Annotated in this window: 16 protein-coding genes; 9 read left to right on the plus strand and 7 right to left on the minus strand. The window is 42.3% G+C overall.

Annotated elements, in window-relative coordinates; translation table 11 throughout:
• Positions 1 to 129: 129 nt before the first annotated feature.
• The 6 genes from V7K53_RS17680 to ssuD form a co-directional block, all read right to left on the minus strand.
• Complete coding sequence (locus V7K53_RS17680; protein ID WP_335198776.1) at positions 130 to 1,080, minus strand: D-2-hydroxyacid dehydrogenase; 951 nt, start codon at positions 1,078 to 1,080, stop codon at positions 130 to 132.
• Positions 1,081 to 1,363: 283 nt separating this feature from the next.
• Positions 1,364 to 2,311: a D-2-hydroxyacid dehydrogenase gene (locus tag V7K53_RS17685; RefSeq protein WP_335198777.1), complete on the minus strand. Its 948-nt coding sequence runs from the start codon at positions 2,309 to 2,311 to the stop codon at positions 1,364 to 1,366.
• A 123-nt stretch (positions 2,312 to 2,434) separates the two neighbouring features.
• Positions 2,435 to 2,935 carry a GNAT family N-acetyltransferase gene (locus V7K53_RS17690; RefSeq protein WP_335198939.1) on the minus strand — a complete coding sequence of 167 codons (501 nt, stop codon included), beginning with the start codon at positions 2,933 to 2,935 and terminating at the stop codon, positions 2,435 to 2,437.
• Between the two features lie 246 nt (positions 2,936 to 3,181).
• Positions 3,182 to 3,952: an ATP-binding cassette domain-containing protein gene (locus V7K53_RS17695; protein ID WP_335198778.1), complete on the minus strand. Its 771-nt coding sequence runs from the start codon at positions 3,950 to 3,952 to the stop codon at positions 3,182 to 3,184.
• Between the two features lie 140 nt (positions 3,953 to 4,092).
• Entirely contained in the window at positions 4,093 to 4,923 is an 831-nt protein-coding gene (gene ssuC, locus V7K53_RS17700; RefSeq protein WP_335198779.1) for an aliphatic sulfonate ABC transporter permease SsuC, read from the minus strand.
• A gap of 91 nt (positions 4,924 to 5,014) precedes the next feature.
• Positions 5,015 to 6,163, minus strand: coding sequence for an FMNH2-dependent alkanesulfonate monooxygenase (gene ssuD, locus V7K53_RS17705; protein ID WP_335198780.1), 1,149 nt, complete (start codon positions 6,161 to 6,163; stop codon positions 5,015 to 5,017).
• Between the two features lie 1,020 nt (positions 6,164 to 7,183).
• Here ssuD and V7K53_RS17710 point away from each other — a divergent pair.
• Together V7K53_RS17710 and V7K53_RS17715 are read left to right on the plus strand one after the other, a co-directional pair.
• A complete protein-coding gene (locus V7K53_RS17710) occupies positions 7,184 to 7,942 on the plus strand; it encodes a hypothetical protein (RefSeq protein WP_335198781.1) in 759 nt (252 codons plus the stop codon).
• A gap of 281 nt (positions 7,943 to 8,223) precedes the next feature.
• Positions 8,224 to 11,274, plus strand: a complete 3,051-nt coding sequence (locus V7K53_RS17715) for a TIM-barrel domain-containing protein (protein ID WP_335198782.1) — start codon at positions 8,224 to 8,226, stop codon at positions 11,272 to 11,274.
• A 377-nt stretch (positions 11,275 to 11,651) separates the two neighbouring features.
• Here V7K53_RS17715 and V7K53_RS17720 read toward each other — a convergent pair whose 3' ends face one another.
• Positions 11,652 to 11,891, minus strand: a complete 240-nt coding sequence (locus tag V7K53_RS17720; protein WP_335198783.1) for a hypothetical protein — start codon at positions 11,889 to 11,891, stop codon at positions 11,652 to 11,654.
• Positions 11,892 to 12,485: 594 nt separating this feature from the next.
• On the opposite strand from V7K53_RS17720, the gene V7K53_RS17725 reads away from it, so the two are divergent.
• The 7 genes from V7K53_RS17725 to V7K53_RS17755 all read left to right on the plus strand — a co-directional run bounded on the left by V7K53_RS17725 (position 12,486) and on the right by V7K53_RS17755 (position 22,614).
• Positions 12,486 to 14,300 (plus strand): iron uptake porin, encoded by a 1,815-nt coding sequence (locus V7K53_RS17725; RefSeq protein WP_335198784.1) that lies wholly within the window; start codon positions 12,486 to 12,488, stop codon positions 14,298 to 14,300.
• 523 nt (positions 14,301 to 14,823) lie between these two features.
• Positions 14,824 to 16,443: an FAD-binding protein gene (locus V7K53_RS17730; RefSeq protein WP_335198785.1), complete on the plus strand. Its 1,620-nt coding sequence runs from the start codon at positions 14,824 to 14,826 to the stop codon at positions 16,441 to 16,443.
• On the plus strand, positions 16,440 to 16,769 hold the full coding sequence (locus V7K53_RS17735; protein ID WP_335198786.1) for a 4Fe-4S binding protein: 330 nt from the start codon (positions 16,440 to 16,442) through the stop codon (positions 16,767 to 16,769). The genes V7K53_RS17730 and V7K53_RS17735 overlap by 4 nt, the downstream gene beginning before the upstream one ends.
• A 19-nt stretch (positions 16,770 to 16,788) precedes the next feature.
• Entirely contained in the window at positions 16,789 to 17,847 is a 1,059-nt protein-coding gene (locus V7K53_RS17740) for an ABC transporter substrate-binding protein (RefSeq protein ID WP_335198787.1), read from the plus strand.
• Between the two features lie 319 nt (positions 17,848 to 18,166).
• Positions 18,167 to 19,651 carry an amidohydrolase family protein gene (locus V7K53_RS17745; RefSeq protein ID WP_335198788.1) on the plus strand — a complete coding sequence of 495 codons (1,485 nt, stop codon included), beginning with the start codon at positions 18,167 to 18,169 and terminating at the stop codon, positions 19,649 to 19,651.
• Positions 19,652 to 19,742: 91 nt separating this feature from the next.
• The gene (locus V7K53_RS17750; protein ID WP_335198789.1) at positions 19,743 to 21,224 is read left to right on the plus strand and encodes an amidohydrolase family protein; all 1,482 of its coding nucleotides are present in this window, start codon (positions 19,743 to 19,745) and stop codon (positions 21,222 to 21,224) included.
• A 208-nt stretch (positions 21,225 to 21,432) separates the two neighbouring features.
• The gene (locus tag V7K53_RS17755; RefSeq protein ID WP_335198790.1) at positions 21,433 to 22,614 is read left to right on the plus strand and encodes an acyl-CoA dehydrogenase family protein; all 1,182 of its coding nucleotides are present in this window, start codon (positions 21,433 to 21,435) and stop codon (positions 22,612 to 22,614) included.
• The last annotated feature ends 15 nt before the right edge of the window (positions 22,615 to 22,629 follow it).

The raw sequence follows: 22,629 nt of genomic DNA on the forward strand, positions 1-22,629 counted from the left end.
TGCCCAATAGACTTCTTGGCATTTGTTGGGAAAAGGGAAAGGGGGAAAGGTTCTGTATTGTCCCCTTTCCCTTTAACCTTTACCCTTTTCCCACTCTTGCAAAAAGCACTTTTGCAAGAGGTCTAATATTTAGTATCCTGCTTGCTTATCTACAACATTCCGCAAGGGCTGACCGTTTTGGTAGCGTTGAAGATTGTCGATAAATAGTTGTGCTATGCGCTCTCTCAGGCGTGGCGACAAGGCTGAACAATGGGGTGTGATAAAAGCGTTCGGTAGCGACCATAAGGGACTTTCTGGCGGCAGAGGTTCGGTTGCAACAGTGTCTAATCCAGCACCCGCAATCCATCCCTCACGTAGTGCAGTAAGTAATGCGGCTTCATCTACGATCGCACCACGAGCGATGTTAATTAGGTAAGCAGACTGACGCATAGAGCGCAAAGCAGCTTCATCGATCGAGCCTTTAGTTTCTGGAGTTAATGGTGTCGCAATAACTACATAGTCTGCGGCTGGGAGGAGCGATCGCCACTCATCAGCACCCACAACTTTGTCAAAATTCGGTAGGGGTTCAGGATGGCGGCGACTACCCCAAACTGTGACTCCAAAGGCTTTAGCACGAGATGCGATCGCTTGACCGATATTGCCTGTACCAAGAATTAACAAAGTTGCGTCTGCCAACTCTTCGAGAAACACTCCTCTTACCCAAGTGTGTTCATTCTGCAAAGTTTGCAATTTCCGCAGATTCTTGGCGTGATAGAGCATAAATGCCAGTACAAATTCTGAAATTGGAATTGCATGAACCCCTGCGCCATTAGTGAGGATAATGTCCTTTTGCAAAAAAGTTGGCGTGAGGATGTGATTTACGCCAGCACTTGGTGACTGTTGCCAACGCAGCGCGGGTGCTGCTGTCAGTACTTTGTCAAGGGTAGAGGTTTTCAGGTAAAATCCATTGACATAAATCTCTGCATCACTGACATCACCATCGAGATTACCTTCACTATCCACCTCTACTACATCTATATTAGATGGTAGGTGTGGTTCTATATCTGCAATGAGATGATCGGGTAAAATTAGTTTCACCATTAGCTACTCCCTAATTTAATTTTGGATTTGGATTTTGGATTGTGCAACCCAATCGGTAATACCATTTCTTTGTGAAGCTGCGCTAAACCCTTTTAACTTCTTTCTTTGTGTCCTTCTCTGACGAGACGCTACGCGAATGCGTCCTTCTCTAACGAGACGCTACGCGTAGCTTGCTTCCCCGAAAGGGTATGCGGTTCGTTTTTCTTTCTTGTACTTAAATATGGTTTATCGCATCTTCATACAGAATTGGTATAACACCTCTTCATTTTCAATTTTTAATTGTTTAATATCCTGCTTCTTTATCTACTACATTTCGTAACGGCTGACCAGCTTGGTAACGCTTTAGATTGTCGATAAATAGGGCTATTGAACGCTGTTTACTCTTGGGTGAATGGCCAGAAGTATGAGGTGTGATAAAGATGTTAGGAAGTGACCACAAAGGACTTTCTGGTGGTAAAGGTTCTGAGTTAACTGTGTCTAATGCTGCACCTGCAATCCAACCTTCTGTGAGCGCTTTTATTAATGCTGATTCATCTACTACGCCACCGCGAGCAATATTAATTAGGTAGGCATGATTTGGGAGCGATCGCAATACAGATTCATCAATAAATTCTTTGGTTTCGGGAGTTAAGGGTGTTGCAATAACTACATAATTTACCTCTGGCAGGAGCGATCGCCACTCATCAGCACCCACTACTTTATCAAAATTTGCTAGCTCTTGGGGATGACGGCGACTGCCAATAATTCTTAAGCCGAAGGGTTTAGCACGGGCGGCGATTTCTTGACCAATACCACCAGCACCGATAATTAGCAAGGTTGCATCTGTTAATTCTTGGATAGCAAAGCCTCTTTTCCAGTGACGTTCAGCCTGTAAAGCATATAATTCTGGCAGGTGTTTGGCATGAGCCAGTATATAAGTAATGACGAATTCTGCGATCGGAATTCCATGCACTCCAGCCCCATTTGTGAGGATAATATCTCTTTGTAAATAAGTTGGTGTCAGGATATGATTCACCCCTGCATTTGGTGCATGATGCCAACGTAGTACTGGTGCTGCTTCTAGTATTTTATGCAGTATAGGACTTCTCGATAAAAACCAACTGAAATAAACTTCAGCATCGCTAGCATCCCCATCTAAATTTCCTTCAACATCTACTCGTACAATCTGTGTATTGGGTGGTAGATGTGGCTCAATGTCAGTAACCAGATCGAGCGGCAAAATGAGCTTCATTGTAGATTACCTCTTCTTTATTTACAAGGCTATCTCTGGAAATTGCCTATGTTTGACAAAAAATTGAGTGCCATTTTCCCTTGGCACAGATAATAATAATATTTAGTAATATTTCAGGGCTGATTATTTAATCTGTAAACACATCAACTCTAGATCAAAATATTGGTTATTATATTTATACGCTCTTTTCTCTGTTCCATATATTTGAAATCCCAATGATAAATAAAGTGCTTTTGCTAAGATATTGTTTTTAACAATATCAAGTAATAATATTTCCACCTCGTTAATAGCTTTTGCTTTTTCAATTAATTCATTTAGTAATAATTTACCTAAACCTTTTCCCCTATACTTTTGTTGAACATACATACTACTAATATATGCTTTATGCCAGAGTTTTATTCTTGCTTCTTGATGAAATGCAACTATCCCAATTAAATTTTTATCCTCAAAACATCCCAAAATAAAATTATTGTTATCTACTGGAATTCTATACCGAAATTGATCTATCGTCTTAATTACTTCTTCTTGATATGTTGTGCCAAATGAATCTGGATTTTTATCTAAAGCTTCTAATCTGATCTGTCTATAATCTTCTGCATCATACTTTGTTAATTTTTTGACGATCGTTAGATATTTTTTGTTTTTTCAATCAAGCAATATATATTATTATATTTTACTTTGTGTAGATAGTGAATATAGAAAAAAACACCTAGACTATCATAAAGGAGACTTGAGAGGTATTTTGATTGTTCATCAATAATTTTTTATTGCTATAGATAGCTGCTTTTAAGAGTAAGTTTTAATCTCGAAGTAGCCTATTTACCGCAGCTACCTCAAGTTTAAATTGATTGACTAAAAAAAGCTTAAATTTCAACTACTCAGTTGGAATAACTGGTTGTTTACCTGAGTATTTTCATTTCTCATTACTCGTTCTAAAACAGCTTCTCTGATATTGATAAACACTTCGCTACTTCGATCTCGCGGGCGTGAAAGTCTCACAGGTAAATCCATAGAAATCTTTCCTTCATCAATCACTATCACTCGGTCTGCCAACGCCACAGCCTCTTCCACATCGTGAGTAACCAAAAATGCAGTAAATCTTCGCTCTTGCCACAAGTTTTCAATCAAATGCTGCATTTCTTGGCGAGTTAGAGCATCTAATGCTCCCAAAGGTTCATCTAGCAACAACAAACGGGGCTGACTGGCTAAGGCTCTGGCCAATGATACCCGTTGCCGTTGTCCTCCAGACAAAACATAAGGCCACTCATCAGCTCTATCTTTGAGTCCGACTTTATTGAGTACCCATAAAGCTTTTTCACGCCAATTACCTTCTAAGCCCAATCCCACGTTCTGAATAACGCGCTTCCACGGCAGCAAGCGGGGATCTTGAAACATCACTGTTACAGAGCGGCTGAGTCTATGTAGTGGTTCTCCATCCAATAGTATTCCGCCTGAAGTTGCTCTATCTAATCCTGACACCAGACGCAATAAGGTACTCTTGCCACAACCACTTCGTCCAACAATAGCGACAAACTCACCTGCTTCAACTTCTAAATTCAGCGAGTTTAAAACAGTTTTCTTACCAAAAGCTTTCGTCAAATCCAAAATACTTAATTTTGTACCCTGTACATTTGAACTCACTTGCAAAACCTCCTTTTCGAGAACAACTGGAATTTAATTATTTGATCAGACGTTGAAGAAAGCAAATCACAGTCAAAATTAATAGAAATCAAAAGTTAAAATCTGGAATTTTCAACCTTTGAGTCTGGTGAGTTTAGTATTTATGACTTTTGGTAATTGGGGTTCCAAGCCAAGAATTTTGTTTCTAATCCTCTGGCAACAGCATCTGCTAATTTACCCAGCAGTGCATAGATTACAATACTCAAAACCACAACATCGGTTTGCATAAACTCACGGGCATTCATTGCCATATAACCAAGACCAGAATCTGCCGCGATCGTTTCTGCCACAATTAGTGTCAACCACATAATCCCCAAGGAAAAACGGACACCAACGAGAATCGAAGACAAAGCTCCTGGGAAAATTATTTGCCACAGAAGTTGTGGTGTTTTTAATCCATAGACTTTTCCCATTTCAATCAGTCCAGGGTCAACACTGCGGATACCATGAAATGTATTGAGATATAATGGGAAAAATACCCCCATAGACACTAAAAATAATCTAGCTTGATCGCCAATACCAAACCAGAGAATCACTAGCGGAATTAATGCCAAATTAGGGATAGTACGGAGCATTTGTAAGGAACTATCCAATAACTTTTCTGCTACACGGGAAAAGCCATTGAGCAATCCCAAACTAAAGCCAATACTGCCACCAACTAGAAAACCAGATATCGCCCGCCCAGCACTAATTCCTATATGTTGGAACAGTTCTCCAGTCGATCCTAGTTTAATCGCTGTAGCGATTACACCACTTGGTGCTGGTAAAATTCTGGTTGAAAGTAGACCAGTTCTGGAAGCGAATTCCCAAAGAACTAGTACGGTAACAGGCACAATCCAAGGAACTAATTTCTGGAATTGTTGGTTTTCCCACAATCCGTTCAGAAATATTATATTGTTGTTGCTTTTGGTCTGTTTAAAAGAAATAGTCATGGGATTTAGAATTTTAGATTGTCCACAAGGATAAATCTAGAAGCATCGTTCGCATAATTCGCAACTTGCTCTTTAATTACGAATTATTAGGTCATGAAGCACTTGTCAATTGTTTCGCAAATTTTTCATTGGCGAAATCTTCGCCAATGGTACTCAAGACTGGTGGCGTTAAAGGTGCAGGTTCATTCTGCAAAGGTAGACGTGGAAATAATAATTCAGCGGTGCGATACGCTTCTTCTAAATGGGGATACCCAGAGAAAACGAATGTTTCTATCCCCAAATTGCGATATTCCAGCATCCTAGCAGCAACGGTGTCAGGATCTCCAACTAAGGCCGTACCAGCACCACCCCGCACTAATCCAATTCCTGTCCAGAGGTTGGGGCTAATCTCTAAGGCTTCTCGACTACCACTATGTAGTTGACTCATGCGCCGCTGTCCTTCAGAATCAGATTGAGCTAAGTCTTTCTGAGCTTTAGCGATCGCATTGTCATCGACATACTTAATTAGCTCATTGGCTGCATCCCAAGCAGCTGACTCAGTTTCTCGCACAATTACATGCAAGCGAATCCCAAAACGGACTGTTCTGCCCTGTTCAGCCGCCAATTTCCTAACTTCGGCAATCTTTTGGGCTACTTGTTGTGGAGGTTCACCCCAAGTCAGGTAAACATCTATATGTTTAGCAGCAACCCGCTTGGCGGCAGCAGATGAGCCACCAAACCACAAGGGTGGATAGGGTTTTTGAACTGGTGGAAATAAGAGCTTACCACCTTTAATATCCAGGTAGTTTCCTTTAAAATCGACTGTTTCCCCACTGACGATACCCCGCCAAACTCTGAGAAATTCATCGGTTAAATCATAGCGATCGTCATGACTAAGATGCAAGCCATCCCCAGCCAGCTGCACCGGATCTCCACCTGTCACCACATTAATCAACAATCTTCCTTTAGAAATCCGGTCAAATGTTGCTGCCATCCGTGCAGCAACACTTGGGGAAGTAATTCCTGGACGAATTGCCACGAGAAATTTCATCTGTTTGGTGACAGATATGAAAGCAGCGGCAGTTATCCAAGCATCTTCACAAGAACTCCCTGTAGGTAACAATGCGCCCGTGTAGCCTAAACTATCCACAGCTTGGGCAATTTGTTGTAAATAATCAGGTGTGACAACACGAGAGCCAATATCTGTGCCTAAATAGCGTCCGTCATGAGATCCAGTAGGAATAAACCAAAGAATTTGCATTTGTGTCAGACAGGGTACAAGTATATATCCTACGGTAGATCGATCGAATTACCGGAGTTTATAGTCAGTATTTTACAGGAAATTATTTAAAACGCCAGTGATAGATTAACAGATTCATAAAGAATAACTGCCCATAAGATTGACGTTCTCACGCACAATCCTGATAATCATTACACTTTTTTTGCAACAATAGCTGTCGTGAAGAATACAAGTTTTGTGTCAATTACCCACATTTTTGTGACTTGTAAGTGTTTACTTCTGGTTTCATCGAGAGAAACCTTGTTAACTTGCACTTTCTAAATCTGTGTTTGGATAAAGGTTATCATTGCTGATGACTGGACTCCTTGAATACATACAGCAGTTTTCTTTTACATGAAGTTTTGAGGCAGGGAGAAGGAAATAGAAACTGTTTATGTTTGATTATTAAGTCCTACACTTTGTACCTCATCTACTTGAAAACTGCTGTATTTACTCTAGTACTAGTACAACACGGCAGAAATAAACTACCCATTCCAAATCAATGAAACGCTTACGCTGTATTCATTTTTCATTCTGCCTTGCTGTTTATGAAGCTACTTTTAGAGTCTTGATGTAGTGGTGAATTAGATAATTTATAAAATTTTTTACGAAACAAAATGGAAAGTCCGCACCTATGAGACGGATAAACAGTGAAAAAAGCGCAAGTTGCACTAAGGATAAAAGCCAGAGTCAATGCAAAATCAAAGCTTATTGTTTGCTCATCTTTTCGGGCAAGTTTGAAAATCTACGCTAATACATAGCAACTATGCGGTTATTAAGAATTTATTAAATGTTTATTAACTGTCTTAACTGTCCTTGTATTTGTATTCAACATTTTATAAAGTGTTGAAGAGAATTTTAAGTAATACCCGCTGGGGCATGCGATCGATTAGCTTAGGTGGAGCAAGTGCCACCGACAGGTTGTATTCAAACAGTAAGTGAATGCTCTCAACTGCTTTGTTTGCTGTGAGTAGATTTTGTCGAGCAGAGGAAAAGTAAATTATGACAAGCACGCTGATACATAACGTGGAAAAGCAGTTAAACTTTTCCGGTTCGCACATAGATGCGAAATACGTTGTTGATGTAACCAATTATTACATCAACAACGAAACGATTGTAGTTAACCCACACATGTGGGATGTTTCAGTTGGTCAGCCCGTTAGAAATATCATTCCTGCTTTTTCCTCAACTATCCTCAAAGACATAACCATCGAGAAGGCTCAAGCACTGATATTGATCGAGGTAAAAGACACCACAAATATCGGGAATATTATTTTGGAAGAGGGTTGGGTTCTATTAGGCGATACTATGGAAGACTCTCCCAATGGTGGCGACACTAGCGAACTTGCCTATCCTAAGAATACACCTCTATGGAAATCGCCACAAGATGACGCGGGTATTGTAGAGATCGACCCATATTACATGACGAGGCAAGCAAAGACACCGAGTGAAAAGCAAAGCTTTGTCGTTAAACTCAACTTATGGTTTGCACCCTCACGCACCAATTGTTTCATACACAACAAGCATGACTTCATAGAAACCCATACAGAGATATTTGGTACTGGCAGAATGCAGAAGTTCAAAGCTCAAGATTATGGCACTCTCTATGAAGACATGTTAATGAGTCCAGGTTTCACAACTGCTGTGCCATTTTGTCAAGTTGAAGAAAACAGCAAATACATTTATCCGTGGCATCAATATTACGCAGATACAGATTGTATTTGGATGGCAATAGAATATCATCCGTTAGCTAAAGCTTAAACTAAGCAACTTTATTGAGGGAGATTGCCAACTAAATTATGACATGGCGATCGCTAATTACCAGTCACATCCTTTGTCCTTGGCTCCAACAGATTGCACTACTTAATCTTGAGAGTCTGGGATAGGAAGTTAAGGTAGCTCTACCTCAGTCAGTCTTGTACACAAGTTCCTTCAATAATAACAAGAATAGAATTTATTCGCTTTAGATTCAGATAAATCTGATGGTGAATGATTTTAATCACTGAGCGATTGAGACAATTTTGTACTACCACACCATAATCATGTCGAATATAATTTTTTCCGAAAAAGAGGCCTACAAATTTCTGAAAGTAGAAGAGTATTTTGATAGGTATAAAGAATGGGAGAAGCTTCTAGAAGTCAAAAGTCATGCCTTCGATGCAGACTCAAAAACTTTGACGCTGAATTTTAGCAAGAGTGATGACAATCCATGCAGTATACTCATACAGTTCCCACAACAAGATACTTTCCGGTTGCGCTTCAATCCTGGAAAAACTGCCGAGGAATATTCTTCAAAAAATAGTCCTTCAGTACTTTTGAACAACTTTGAAGATTTGACGAGACTGCTCGATAATCACGAACATTTTGACATCGAGGTAATAAAAGATGTCAGCAACGGCATTGAACTGGTGACGAAGAATGTGGATAATAATCCAGAAATGAAAGTGGTTGTCAATCATCAGCCATTTTCAATTACGGTCTATATGTTTGCTCCCCATGAAGAGTATATTGTTTGGCAGACGGCAGATACTCCGATTTACTATACCCCTAACGGAAATAATAATTACGCCATTATCCAGGCAGTGAACAAGCCAGCCAACGCCAAATATGTTGGCTTTGGCGAACAAGGCGGGCAATCTCTGAGCAAAAATACCGCACAAGTCAACTATTTCAACTTCGATAATATGCGGTATCGGCAGGTTTACGATCGCGGTCCTTTAGACCCCCGAGAACCTCTTTACCACTCAGAACCGTTCTTTTACGAATTTCATGGCGTTCCCGAACACGATAGCGTCACTGGCGTTTTTATTGATAATACTGGTCAAGTCCTAGTGGACATCGGTTATATCAACTCCAGTCGCTATATGATTGGGACTCGCTTTGGGGATCTTGACTTTTATTTTTTTATCGGACATAACCCTGCCAACATCCTAGATAGTTATACCGAAATTGTGGGCAGACCGCGCTTGAAACCCCGCTACTGCTTGGGATATCAACAAGGTTGTTATGGCTACGAACGTCAAGATATCGTAGAATGGGCAGTCCGCAAGCATCGTGAATACCAAATTCCCCTTGATGGTATGCATGTCGATGTAGATATCCAGAAGAATTACCAAACCTTCACGATTGATACAGAGAAATTCCCCAACCCCTACGAAATGTTTCACAACTTGAAAGAACAGGGCGTGAAATGCAGCACCAATATCACCCCAGTGATTAGCCGACTAGACCCCAATTATTCAACTTATGCTGAGGCTAAGGACAAAGGGTTTTTCGTCATAGACAGACGTTACGATCCCGGAAATCCTGATAGCAAAATTTACCAGCTTTACGGTAGCGGTCATCAATTCTCTCCCAATAATGGGTATGTTGAAGGTTTCAATAGTGGGGAACCCTATATTGGTGGGGTTTACTACGGCAACGATTCCGACGGTAATGAGCTAGGGACTCCTGGTCATTACGCGGATCTGGGTCGGCAAGAGGTACGTGATTGGTGGGGAACCCAATATAAATACCTCTATTCGATGGGTCTAGAAATGGTTTGGCAGGATATGACAACACCTGCTATCCGCGATTATCGTGGGGATATGAAGGGCTTTCCTTTCCGTTTATTAGTGACGGATAATTCACACTCTGATGCCAAGCCGAAATTAACCCCAGCGATTGAGGTGTGGAATTTGTACTCTTACAATCTTCACAAAGCTACGTATCAGGGATTAAACCGTCTGCACGAAATCAAAGATTCCAGATACCCGAACTTAAGCGAAAGAAAAAACAAGCGGAACTTTATCATTGGACGCGGTAGCTTCAGTGGTGTCCATCGTTATGCAGGATTGTGGAATGGTGACAACTCTTCGGACTGGGATTTTCTGAAGATGAATGTCTCCCAAGTGCTGTCCCTTGGTTTGTGCGGATTAGCTATCAATGGGCAGGACATTGGCGGTTTTGAAGCTTCAGCGGTGGATGAAGGCAAATGGGCTAGTCCAGAATTGCTGATTCGCTGGACGGCGGCGGGTGCTTTCTTGCCCTGGTTCCGGAATCATTATGTCCGCAAAGGGCGTAAAGAGTTTCAAGAACCATTCATGTATGTAGAATGGTTTAACCAATATCAGAGTGGCAAGCTGCCTGAACCGCAAAATCTGTACCGGATGGTACTGCCGATTTGCAAGCACTACATTGAATTGCGCTATCGGCTGATGCAGTTGTTCTACGATGGGATGTTTGAAAACTCGCTGAATGGACTACCGATATCCAGACCCCTGTTTATTAACGATCCCGGCGATCAATCCCTCTACAATGACAAAGAAGCTTTCCTAGACAATGAATTCTTTGTGGGTAAGGATCTGTTGATTGCTCCGGTTTTAGATCCCCAGGAACCTCAATCAATTGAGAAAAACTACGGCAAACGGGATATTTATGTTCCCTACGGCAGCGATTGGTACTGTTTTATGAACAATACTATGCCCCTTGGGAGTGTTGTTGAGGGTGGAACAACTATCCGAGATTTTGATGCTAGTCTTAATCTGGAAGGCGATCACATTAACTTCATTGTGCCGATTTATGTGCGTGCGGGTGCTATCATTCCGACGATTGAATTGGAACAATATGTAGGACAACTGAATAAGGAAGGTAAGCCCAATCCGATTACTCTGAATGTCTATCCGGGTGTGAGTGGTAAATATACCATGTTCTTAGATGATGGTGTGAGCCGTTCTTCTGCTTTTAAGATGCCACCGAACTCTGGATGGGATGAAGAAGCGAACGATGAATATCGTCGGACTGAGATTACCCATCGTTACCCCGATCAAAAGACTCGCGAAATTAATGTAAAGCGCGTCCATGATGGTTACACGCCGAAGCTTGAAACCTATTTCTTTGTGGCAGTATTGCACGATCCATCTGAAACTAAAGGTGCTTCAGGTTGTTTGAAGAGTGTGAAGATCGCCGAACAAAGTATTCCACAGGTGCAAGGGAGTTCTAATCTCAACTCTTCGCCTCAAAATGCTTGGTATTACAACGAAAGCATCAATATCAGCTTTGTGAAGGTGTTTGATAATAGCCCAGATATCACCATCACAGCAGAGTATTTCTAATGGCTGATCCTACAAAACTTCAAGATTGTGAGATAAAGTCTTTGATAACAGTCCGTCGATCAAAATACAGGCAAAATACAATGCCTAAATTTGCATAAAAACTTGGTTTTTGAGTTTTTATAAAAGCCGTGCAACAGCCGACAAAAAATGACTGTTGCACGGCTTTCGTCTAAGGAAACAGGATACAGCTAAAAGCGATCGCAATTACAAACAGAAAAGTCACACATACATAAACGCCTAGCAGCGGCAGCATCAGAAATTGGTAAGAATTCAGCACCCAGGTAGTCGCCGAGCGTAGCCGTACCCCTCCGGGGAAGCAAGCTACGCGCAGCGTCTCCGGCAGGAGAGGTGAGTCAGAAGTCAGAATTTACGATTCTTTAACTATTCTGACCGGAGGCGGAGCGTCTCCGGCTCCGCTCCTGAATTCTTACAGAAATTGACTTAAAGCTTGTGCCCAGCCTGCTTTGATACAATCCAAACCCGCTTGCACAATGAACTGGTAACTCAAGACGACATTCTCCCTTACCAGCGTTGAGACCGATGCCAACTCCAATATTGCCACCTTTAGCTGACGCGATCGCAGTTGCTGGAATTGACTTAACCAAGAAATTTGACATATTTTCGCCTTATAGAAAATTACTAGGTCTTGCATTGTACCAAGCTCTATGCAAAGATAATTCTACCAAAGTACGGTAAGTCGATAGAACTATCGTACTTATGTAACGATTGATGCTGTCAAAATATAGCTGATTACAAAATAGTGTTTTCAACTAATGTTAATTGGCAAATAATCACTTGAATCGAAATCAAGCTTTCGTCAATGTCAGTAGCCATTGATGAACTTTGTACAGCATAACTAAAAAATGGACTTTAGGATGTTTCAGAAGTATCAGTTTATATAGTGTGTGGTTGAGTTTCCCTTAAAAGTAGAGAAGTCTTTGCTAAGTCCGTTATTGTCTAACTCCAGACGTTTTTAGACTTATTTTAAGCGTCATAATTCCTAGTTCACTGCGAATTTGGGATTGTACATTCAACTACTTAGTACTGGTTTCGATATTTATCAGAATTTTGCGCTTTTTTCAGCAGCTAAAGCCTTGGTAAATCGATGTTCTAATCGTTAGCTGTAAACATTAGAACAATGATTTATCTTGTCTTTTCTGTCCAATCAAGAGCTAATTTATTCATCTTTAAGGTTGAGGAGTTAAGGAGTCATGTCGAAATTTCGCTGGAATTATAGATCCATAGTTTTCCTGCTTTCGGTGCTAGATATTCTAGCTATCCTGGTTTTTCATCCAGCCAAAAGTCAGGCTGAATTACCTAAATCTGATGTATCTACTATTGAATTAGAAAAGAACAAAGCTCCAGAAGCAGTTGTCAATCAAACAGTAGACACTTTAATTGCACCAGTCACTCTTAAAAAAGCTCCAAACGATCTCCAAGATCGAGTGATACCTGTATCACAATTGTTGCAAGCTACACCGCCAACTAACCAAAAAGCCCCAAAGAATGCAGCAGGGCAAGTTACATCCGTCTCGCAACTATCAGATATTAAGCCGACAGATTGGGCATTTCAAGCATTACAGTCTCTAGTTGAGCGCTACGGTGTAATTGCAGGATATACAGATGGTACATTTAAAGGCGATCGCTCCCTAACGCGCTATGAATTTGCCGCTGGGTTGAATGCAGCTTTAGATCGCCTCAATGAACTAATAGCGACTTCGACAACAGATTTAGTCAAACGCGAAGACTTGGATACCATCAAAAAACTACAAGAACAATTTTCTCCAGAACTCGCTCAACTTCGGGGACGCGTAGATAGCTTGGAAACGCGAACTGCGAAGTTAGAAGCAACTAAGTTTACAACCACAACCAAACTTATAGGTCGAGTCCAGATTGTTGCTAGCGAACTTCTGGCGGGTAATAATGTCGTCACCAAGAGACCAGCACCTAACAATGTCACACTTCAAGGCTCAACGACTTTACGGTTAAACACCAGTTTTAACGGAAAAGATTCACTAGGTATAACAATAGGAGGTGGAAATATTGAATCACTAGGACAAACAAGAGCTGGATTATTGGGAACTTATGAGGGGAGAACTGCTGATAACTCCAGTATTACTTTTGCACGCAACACTCTTATTCTCAGTGGTGTTCGCTATCGGTTTCTACCTTTTCCAAATACCCAAGTCAACATTTATCCCTTGTCTGACGGAGCTAGTGAGATAGGTCTTTCTGGTCCGGTTAACCCATATTTTGAATCATCTTCTGCGACTGGTGCTAATGGGATTTCACGATTTTCACGGCGGTCTTTGGTCTATAACTATGGAGATAGCGGCCCCGGAATCGCCATACTCCAGGGATTAGGCAAACAGGTTCAATTCGGGATAGCGTACAGCGCACCAAACGGTGGTAATCCCACAACTAATAACGGCTTATTTACAGGCAGATATTTAGCTTTAGCACAGTTAATATACTACTCCGGTAATAGGAATTTTCGGGTGGCTGCAACTTATGTTAATACCTATAGCCCACCAAGGACACTAGGTTTTAGTGGGACAAATTTCGGCCCAGCAGTCGGGAGTAACCTGGTAAACAGCACCGTGGATGGAGTAGCAACTCTAGGCAACCTTTATGGCCTACAAGCGTTCTATCAAGTTAATTCCAAGTTGGCAATCAATGGGTGGATAAGTTATGGGGTACACACCTATTTGGGGCGCGGAAATGGTGAAGCTATGGATTGGGCGGTAGGACTGGCATTCCCCGATCTTTTTAGTGAAGGTGCTTTAGGGGGGATTTTAGTTGGTATGGAGCCAAAACTCATCAGTCTTAGTAATAATGTAAATTTGGGAAAAGGTCTAGGACAAGCGGACAGAGATACTTCTCTGCACGTTGAGGCATTTTACCAATATAAAATCGGAGATAATATTGAGGTTACGCCAGGTTTGATCTGGATTACTGCACCTGATTCGGATTCCAGCAATCCTGATAGTTTATTTGCTTGGGTTCGTACTGTCTTTAGGTTTTAACCTTTGGCACTCCCCGGACTGAATAAAAACAGGACTTACATTCGTTTAATCAAAAGTCCGGGGATTCTTGAGTATTAAAGGAGCGAATGTTAGTGCCGCAAGACAAAGACAATTCAATTTCGCGTCTTTTCTATCTAGACAAAACCGTTTAAAAAAATTTATTAAACTACGGCAAACTTATCGAATTTAAATATTTTATAAACCAAAATTCGACCACTACACAAAAGACGTTACAAAGCAAGTTATTGAGAAAGATAACTCCGTTGATTTTACATAAATTTACGTTTGAAGTTATTTGGTAAAATACTTGCTTTTTGTCGAAAACTGTGAAAGACTTTATTATGCTACAAACTACGGTTTGTCGATCAAGATAAAGTATTTAAATGATGTCAAGAATCTCAAGCTAGTTAGAACCTGTATTAAAAGATCGATCGCGATTTCTAGATTTTTAAATATTTATTTTGCAACATGGATGGGGTGAAGACTTGATGCTTAAGAGTTTATTGATGGAGGGAAATGGTAGATGCTAAAGACGTTAACAAACGATTTTGAACTCGACTTAGAAGCAGATGTACTTGTAATTGGAGGTGGGCCAGCTGGAACTTGGGCGGCTTGGAGTGCTGCATCAAATGGAGCTAAGGCGATCCTTGTAGATAAAGGCTATTGCGGCACAACTGGATGCGCTGCTGCATCTGGCAATGGTGTGTGGTACGTGCCACCCGATCCCGAAGCAAGAGAAACAGCAAAGGCAAGTCGGGAATCGTTAGGTGGGTTTTTATCCGATCGCAACTGGATGGATCGGGTGCTGAATCAGACATATCTAAACGTCAATCAGTTAGCAGAGTGGGGTTATCCCTTCCCTACCGACGATGAAGGCAAACCCTACCGGCGATCGCTGCAAGGGCCGGAGTATATGCGGCTGATGCGGCGGCAAATTCAACGCGCTGGAGTCAAGATTTTAGACAACAGCCCCGCCTTAGAATTACTGGTTGATGACGATGGTGCTGTTGCTGGTGCAACAGGTGTGAACCGTCAGACTGGTGAGAAATGGATAGTGCGATCGCAGTCCACAATTATCGCAACTGGTGGCTGTGCGTTTCTCAGTAAAGCGTTAGGATGCAACGTCCTGACGGGGGATGGTTATCTGATGGCGGCAGAAGCAGGAGCCGAGATGTCGGGTATGGAATTTTCTAATGCTTATGGCATCTCTCCCGCCTTTTCTTCAGTTACCAAAACCCTGTTTTATAATTGGGCAACCTTCACCTACGAAGACGGTACTGTAATTCCAGGGGCAAGTTCTCATAGACGTTCAGTAATAGCTCAGACATTACTGCAACAGCCAGTTTACGCCATCATAGACAAAGCGGCGGAATCAATGCGGCCATCTATGCGTTTAGCGCAGCCCAACTTCTTTTTACCTTTTGACCGTGCAGGCATCGATCCATTTACCCAACGTTTCCCTGTGACTCTGCGCCTAGAGGGAACTGTGCGAGGTACGGGGGGAATTCGGATTGTCGATGAGAGTTGTGCCAGTTCTGTACGGGGACTCTATGCGGCTGGAGATGCCGCTACACGGGAACTGATTTGTGGCGGATTTACTGGCGGTGGTAGTCATAACGCGGCTTGGGCAATATCTTCTGGCTATTGGTCGGGGAAATCGGCTGCTGAATATAGCCGTAGTTTGGGAGAATACAAAACTCAACGACAAGTTAAGGGAGTTGGAGAGGTAGTATTACATAGTGGGAGCGATCGCTCTTTAGCAACTGATGAAATTATTCAAGCAGTCCAAGCTGAAGTATTCCCCTACGAAAAGAACTATTTCCGTACAGAACAAGGTTTAACCGAGTCTTTGAGTAAGCTAAATCATCTTTGGCAAGAACTCCGCAGTAGCCAGGTAACATCAGATAAAGAACTAATCCGGGCGCGAGAAGCTGCGGCAATGGTAGCCACAGCGCGATGGATGTACAGCAGCGCTATTGAACGTAAAGAAACTCGTGGTATGCACAAACATCAAGACTATCCAGAACTTGATGCTAACCAGCAACATCACTTGATTAGTGGCGGATTAGATCGAGTCTGGGTGAAGAGTCAGCCCTTACATAGTACAGAAAAGTCACAATCCAAAATAGGAGCAGCAGTGTGATTGAGTTGGTCAGCGAGTCGCGGTGCATAGAATGTAATATCTGCGTGAATATTTGTCCAACCAACGTATTTGATAGAGTACCTAATGCGCCCCCAACCATTGCCCGACAGAGTGATTGCCAAACTTGTTATATGTGCGAATTGTATTGTCCAGTTGATGCTCTTTATGTAGCACCAGAAAGCGATATCAAGACTTTAGTCAACGAAGCAGAATTAATAGAAGTTGGGCTATTAGGTAGTTACCGTGAAAACATTGGTTGGGGACATAAACGCACTTCAACAGCCAAAACGGATCAAACATTTCAAATTTTGAAGCAGATGAAATAGTGCGGCGGAGAAAATAGTCATGCTGTTGTTTTCAGTAGGAACAGGTTATATCAGTAAAAATAAATTTACTTCCAGATTATCAACTTCAGTGGCTTGTGTCCTACTGCTACTAACTACAGGATGTAGCGAAGGCGAAAATAAATCTGCTCAATCCATTGAGGCTGTTAATGTCAATAACACTGTTGCTGCATCTAAGAATATTTCTACACTACGTATAGGTTATGTAGGTAGTTCAGAACCTACAGGAGCACTTGGTTGGGCAAAGAAAAAGGGAATTTTAAATCGTGAGTTGCAAAAAGCAGGATTTAAAAACATTACTTTTGCAAGATTTCCTAACGGGCCGGATCTAAATGAGGCGCTTGTTGCCGGACAATTAGATGTTGGCTCTTTAGGCGATACACCAGCCATAGTTTTGAGAGCAAGGGGTCAAGAAACCCGGCTATTGCGGATCAGTCAATTTAATACAACCGCTTGGTTAGTGGCGAAAAAGAATGGTGCGCGATCGCTTGCTGAACTGAAAGGTCAAAAAATAGCTACTCAAAAAGGTTCTTATATGCATAGATACCTGCTGGGTCTATTAGCTGAAGCTAAAATTGCCAAAGATGTAAAAGTTGTTCACTTAATGACCACTGAAGCAAAAGCGGCTTTAGAACGTGGTGATGTCGCAGCTTATGCAACCTCAAGCGATCTAGGGCCTTTTTTGAAATCGCAAGGGTTTCCAGTGATTGATTCTTCAGCAAATCATCAGGGTTTGTCAGGGACATCATTAGTTGTCGCAACCGAAAGCTTTTTAGCGAAACAGCCTGATTTCCCGCAGAAATTTAATGCAATTCTCACAGAAGCAGCTAAGGATTTAAAAGCGAATTCTGAAGAATATTATCAGTACCATGCTCAAACTACTAAATATCCTCTCGATATCATAAAAATATCGTACCCGCTCAGACAAGTTTCAGAAGAACCATTACCAGCCGAAGGCGTGAAACTTTTAGAGGGGACGAAGAAATTTTTAGTCTCGCAGGGTTTAGCAAAGTCCGACTTTAAATTAACAGATTGGGTTGCTAAAGAACAGCCGCGTTAATTTTATTTATCTTGTTGATTAAAGTTTTTTTAACGTAGACGCAAAGCGGCTTGCCGAAGGCTACCACAGAGGCGCAGAGAAGCCAGCGCGTTGGTCGGGTTCCCCGACTTGAAGCAACTGGCGCGACGCAGAGAGAATTTATGGAGAAGGAAATTATTCAGTAAAGCTGATTTTCGAGATTTTATCTTTACTAATCACGCCACATATAAAGAAAAATCCCAACTTCTTCAAAAGAATTGCTGTTGAGAAGAGAGTAAACAACCTTTTGAATCAGCATTGACTATCTACCCAATCCAATTGAAAAATCAAGGTAGAATCTATGACTATTGCACTAGACCGTCCCAGAAAAACTAAGTCCGCTCAAATTCGTGAAAAACTTGGTTATCCGATCGTTGACACCGATGTGCATACCCAAGAGTTTCCCCCAGCATTCTTGGACTATTTAGAGCAAGTTGCTGGAACTGCGATCGCAGAGCGCTTTCAAGAACACTTACCCGGTGCATCTCGCTCTAAATGGTTTAAACAATCTTGGGATGAACGTCGCGCTAACCGCACCGCCCGCCCTCCTTTCTGGACTCGTCCCACTAACGACGCTTTAAATTTAGCTACCGTTAGTTTGCCAAAGTTGTTGCACGAACGCTTGCAAGAAGCTGGTACAGACTTTGCCGTTGTGTACCCCAACTTGGCAACGATGGCTCCACACATCGGGAATGAAGAAATGCGGCGGGCTGTTTGTCGGGCAGCTAACACTTATCACGCTGATATTTTCCGCCCTTATAGCGATCGCTTAACACCCATTGCTGCCATCCCGATGAATACGCCCGAAGAGGCGATCGCAGAATTGGAATATGCCGTGAAAGTACTAGGACTCAAAGCCATTCAAATCCCCGGCCATATCCGCCGCCCGATTCCCGCCTTTGAGAAGTATGGCGAAGAAGTAGCCAACGAAGCCATCTGGATTGATACTTTTGGCTTGGATAGTAAATATGATTACGATCCCTTCTGGGCGAAATGCGTAGAACTGAAAGTTGTACCCACTACCCACTCTTCCGGTATGGGCTGGATCAATCGGCGTTCCATTAGCAATTACCAATACAACCATATTGGTCACTTTGCATCGGCTGCGGAAGCACTATGTAAATCTCTGTTCTTTGGTGGTGTAACTCACCGTTTCCCCACACTCAAGTTTGCTTTCTTAGAAGGAGGTGCAGCTTGGGGTGCTAGTTTGTACACCGATTTGATTTGGCATTGGGATACCCGCAATAAAGACCATTTGGTGGAAAATAACAATCCCGCCAATATCGATCGCGAAGAACTGCTAGAACTCTATACCCGTTATGGTGGCGAACTAGTACACGGTCGCTTGGATCGGCTAGGTAGCGGTTTAGGTTTCCACGCTGAGTTATTATCTCCCCTAGAACCAGGTGATTTAGATGAATTCGCCGTTGCAGGAGTTACCAAGCCAGAGGATATTCGCGATCGCTTCTTGAATCATTTCTACTTCGGCACAGAATCAGATGATACCCGTGTAGCTCAAGCTTTTAACCGCAAAGCTAATCCTTATGGCGATCGCGTTAAAGCATTTTTGGGTTCTGATTCTGGTCACTGGGATGTACCTGATATTACTGCGATCGCTGCTAATACCTATTCAATGGTAGAACGCAAAATTATCACCGAAGAAGATTTGCAATATTTTCTATCAATTCATCCCTTAGAGTTGTACACCAGCCTGAATCGTGACTTTTTTAAAGGTACGGCTGTTGAGAAAACCGCGGATGAATTTCTGGCTGGGAAATTAAGGTAAGAGACGCGATAAATCGCCGTCTCTACAAAGGATTGATTCTGCGTCTTTGCCAATCCCCATAAACAATTTGAATAATTTAGGGTGAACTATCATGACGATTGCTCTAGACCGTCCACAAAAAACCAGGTCTGCTCAAATTCGCGAAAAACTTGGTTATCCGATCGTTGACACCGATGTACATACCCAAGAATTTGAACCAGCAGTCTTGGATTATTTAGAACAAGTTGGTGGAACTGCACTTGTCGAACGTTTCAAAGAAAATTTACCAGGATCTTCCCGTTTTAAGTGGTACAAGCAAAGTTGGGAAGAACGTTTTGCTTATCGCACCAATCGTCCTAACTGGTGGGGTCGTCCCACAAAAAATACTTTGAATTTGGCTACCATTAGCTTACCCAAGTTGCTGCACGAACGCTTGGAAGAAGCAGGTACAGACTTTGCCGTTGTCTATCCCAACTTGGCAACAATGGCCCCAAATATCGGCAACGAAGAAATGCGGCGGGCTGTTTGTCGGGCAGTTAATACCTACCATGCTGATATTTTCCGCCCTTATAGCGATCGCTTAACACCCATTGCCGCCATCCCCCTACATACTCCCGAAGAAGGGATTGAAGAATTGGAATATGCGGTGAATGTTTTGGGACTCAAAGCAATTCAAATCCCAGGTTACGTCCGTCGTCCAATTCCTGCCTTTGAGAAGTATGGCAAAGAAGTGGCTAACGAAGTGGTTTGGATTGATAACTTTGGCTTAGATAGTGAGTATGATTACGATCCATTCTGGGCTAAGTGCGTAGAACTGAAAGTTGTACCCACAACTCACGCTTCTAGCCAAGGTTGGACAACACAGCGTTCTGTCACCAACGCCCAGTACAATCACATTAATCACTTTGCCTTTGCAGCAGAAGCATTATGCAAATCGCTGTTCTTTGGTGGAGTTACCCGCCGCTTCCCACAATTAAAGTTTGCCTTCTTAGAAGGTGGTTCAGCTTGGGGTGCTAGTCTATACGCTGATATTATTTGGCACTGGGAAACCCGTAATAAACAACATCTGTTGTCAAATAACAACCCTGCTATTATCGACAAGGAAGCATTAGTAGAGTTGTACACTCGCTACGGTGGCGAACTGGTAGATGGACGCTTAGATAAAATTGGTGACGGTTTAGGATTCCACCATCAACTATTAGCACCAGAAAATCCGGGCGAACTCGACGAATTTGAACTAGCGGGAATTGAGAAGCCAGAAGATGTGCGCGATCGCTTCTTGAATCATTTCTACTTCGGTACAGAATCAGACGATACCCGTGTAAGCCAAGCATTTAATCGTGCAGCTAATCCATTTGGGGACAGAGTTAAAGCATTCTTGGGTTCAGATTCCGGTCACTGGGATGTGCCAGATATTACCGCCGTTACAGCCAACGCCTACTCAATGGCAGAACGCGAAATCATTACCGAAGAAGACCTCCGCTACTTTCTCTCAATCCATCCCTTGGAGTTGTACACCAGTCTCAATCAAGACTTCTTCAAGGGTACAGGTGTTGAGAAAGCCGCCAACGAATATCTGGCTGCTAAAAAATAACTGTCATTAGTCATTAGTCATTTCCAAAGGACATAGACGCACCAGCGGCTTCCCACAGGGTAGGACTAATGACAAAGGACAATTACAACGTTCCATGTTCCATTTCCTCTGTTCACTTGTAGCGTGGGCCTTGCCCACTCTACATTTCTCCTAAATTCTGTGTCCGATCGCTGCCTACTGCCGAAACAATACCAAGGATGATTTGATTATGGTGCTAGATATTACAAAACCAAAGGATTACGTTGACCTAGCAACTTCTCTATCCAAGGAACTTGCTCAATCCGCAGTTGAACGGGATGCTAAAGCTGGAATTCCAGAACAAGAAATTAATAAACTGCGTGAGAGTGGTTTGTTACCACTGGTTGTACCGAAGCAATATGGTGGAATTGGTGCAACTTGGATTGATGCTTTAAAAATTGTCAGAAAGCTATCAAAAGCAGATGGTTCAATAGGTCAGTTGTATGGTAATCATCTAAATTTGACGGCTTTGGGTCACGTTTCCGGCACACCAGCCCAAAAGGAAAAATATTATAGAGAAACTGCTAAAAATAACTTATTTTGGGCAAATGCTATTAATACAAAGGATACTAGACTGAAAATTAATCCAGAAGGTGAGAATTTTCGGGTTAATGGTATTAAAAGCTTTGGTACAGGTATTTCCGTTGCCGATTATCGGGTATTCTCCGCTTTAGAAGATGGTGTAGAATTGCCCTTCATATTCATAATTCCCAAAGACAGGGAAGGGTTAGTTTCCAATCAAGATTGGGATAATATTGGGCAACGTCGCACTGATAGTGGTAGTTATACATTTAACAATGTTTTAGTAGAAAAAGATGAGATTTTGGGGCCACCAAATCCCCATGATAGTGCCTTCTCAACCTTCCTTGGGATTATTGCCCAGCTAACAAAAACTAACGTTTATCTGGGAATTACTAAAGGAGCCTTCGCCGCCGCTCGTGAATACACTAAAACTACTACTCAACCGTGGATTACATCGGGGGTAGATAGTGCTACTCAAGACCCATATATTCTGCATCATTACGGAGACTTTTGGATTGAAATTCAAGCTGCGATCGCTCTAGCCGACCAAGCAGCCGAAAAAGTGCAAGCAGCGTGGGACAAGGATGTAGCGCTGACTCATCAAGAAAGGGGAGAAGTAGCGATCGCAGTTTCCGCAGCCAAAGCATTAGCTACCCGTGTAGGTATAGATATTACCAACCGCATCTTTGAAGTTACGGGAACTCGCGCCACAGCAACCAAATATGGATTTGACCGTTATTGGCGGGATTTGCGAACCTTTACCCTCCACGATCCTGTGGACTACAAATTGCGTGCGATCGGCGATTGGGTACTCAACGATCAACTACCTGTCATCACCCAATATTCTTAGGGCATTGGTTATTTC

The organism is Nostoc sp. (assembly GCF_036917355.1).
Taxonomy (GTDB): Bacteria; Cyanobacteriota; Cyanobacteriia; order Cyanobacteriales; family Nostocaceae; genus Nostoc.

Bases quoted from the DNA above. Each gene is read 5' to 3' on its own strand.
- V7K53_RS17720 (WP_335198783.1), bottom strand. From the start codon at position 11,891: ATGTCAAATTTCTTGGTTAAGTCAATTCCAGCAACTGCGATCGCGTCA.
- V7K53_RS17715 (WP_335198782.1), top strand. From the start codon at position 8,224: ATGTCGAATATAATTTTTTCCGAAAAAGAGGCCTACAAATTTCTGAAA.
- V7K53_RS17740 (WP_335198787.1), top strand. From the start codon at position 16,789: ATGCTGTTGTTTTCAGTAGGAACAGGTTATATCAGTAAAAATAAATTT.
- V7K53_RS17710 (WP_335198781.1), top strand. From the start codon at position 7,184: ATGACAAGCACGCTGATACATAACGTGGAAAAGCAGTTAAACTTTTCC.
- V7K53_RS17730 (WP_335198785.1), top strand. From the start codon at position 14,824: ATGCTAAAGACGTTAACAAACGATTTTGAACTCGACTTAGAAGCAGAT.
- V7K53_RS17725 (WP_335198784.1), top strand. From the start codon at position 12,486: ATGTCGAAATTTCGCTGGAATTATAGATCCATAGTTTTCCTGCTTTCG.
- V7K53_RS17750 (WP_335198789.1), top strand. From the start codon at position 19,743: ATGACGATTGCTCTAGACCGTCCACAAAAAACCAGGTCTGCTCAAATT.
- V7K53_RS17755 (WP_335198790.1), top strand. From the start codon at position 21,433: ATGGTGCTAGATATTACAAAACCAAAGGATTACGTTGACCTAGCAACT.
- V7K53_RS17745 (WP_335198788.1), top strand. From the start codon at position 18,167: ATGACTATTGCACTAGACCGTCCCAGAAAAACTAAGTCCGCTCAAATT.
- ssuC (WP_335198779.1), bottom strand. From the start codon at position 4,923: ATGACTATTTCTTTTAAACAGACCAAAAGCAACAACAATATAATATTT.
- V7K53_RS17685 (WP_335198777.1), bottom strand. From the start codon at position 2,311: ATGAAGCTCATTTTGCCGCTCGATCTGGTTACTGACATTGAGCCACAT.
- ssuD (WP_335198780.1), bottom strand. From the start codon at position 6,163: ATGCAAATTCTTTGGTTTATTCCTACTGGATCTCATGACGGACGCTAT.
- V7K53_RS17680 (WP_335198776.1), bottom strand. From the start codon at position 1,080: ATGGTGAAACTAATTTTACCCGATCATCTCATTGCAGATATAGAACCA.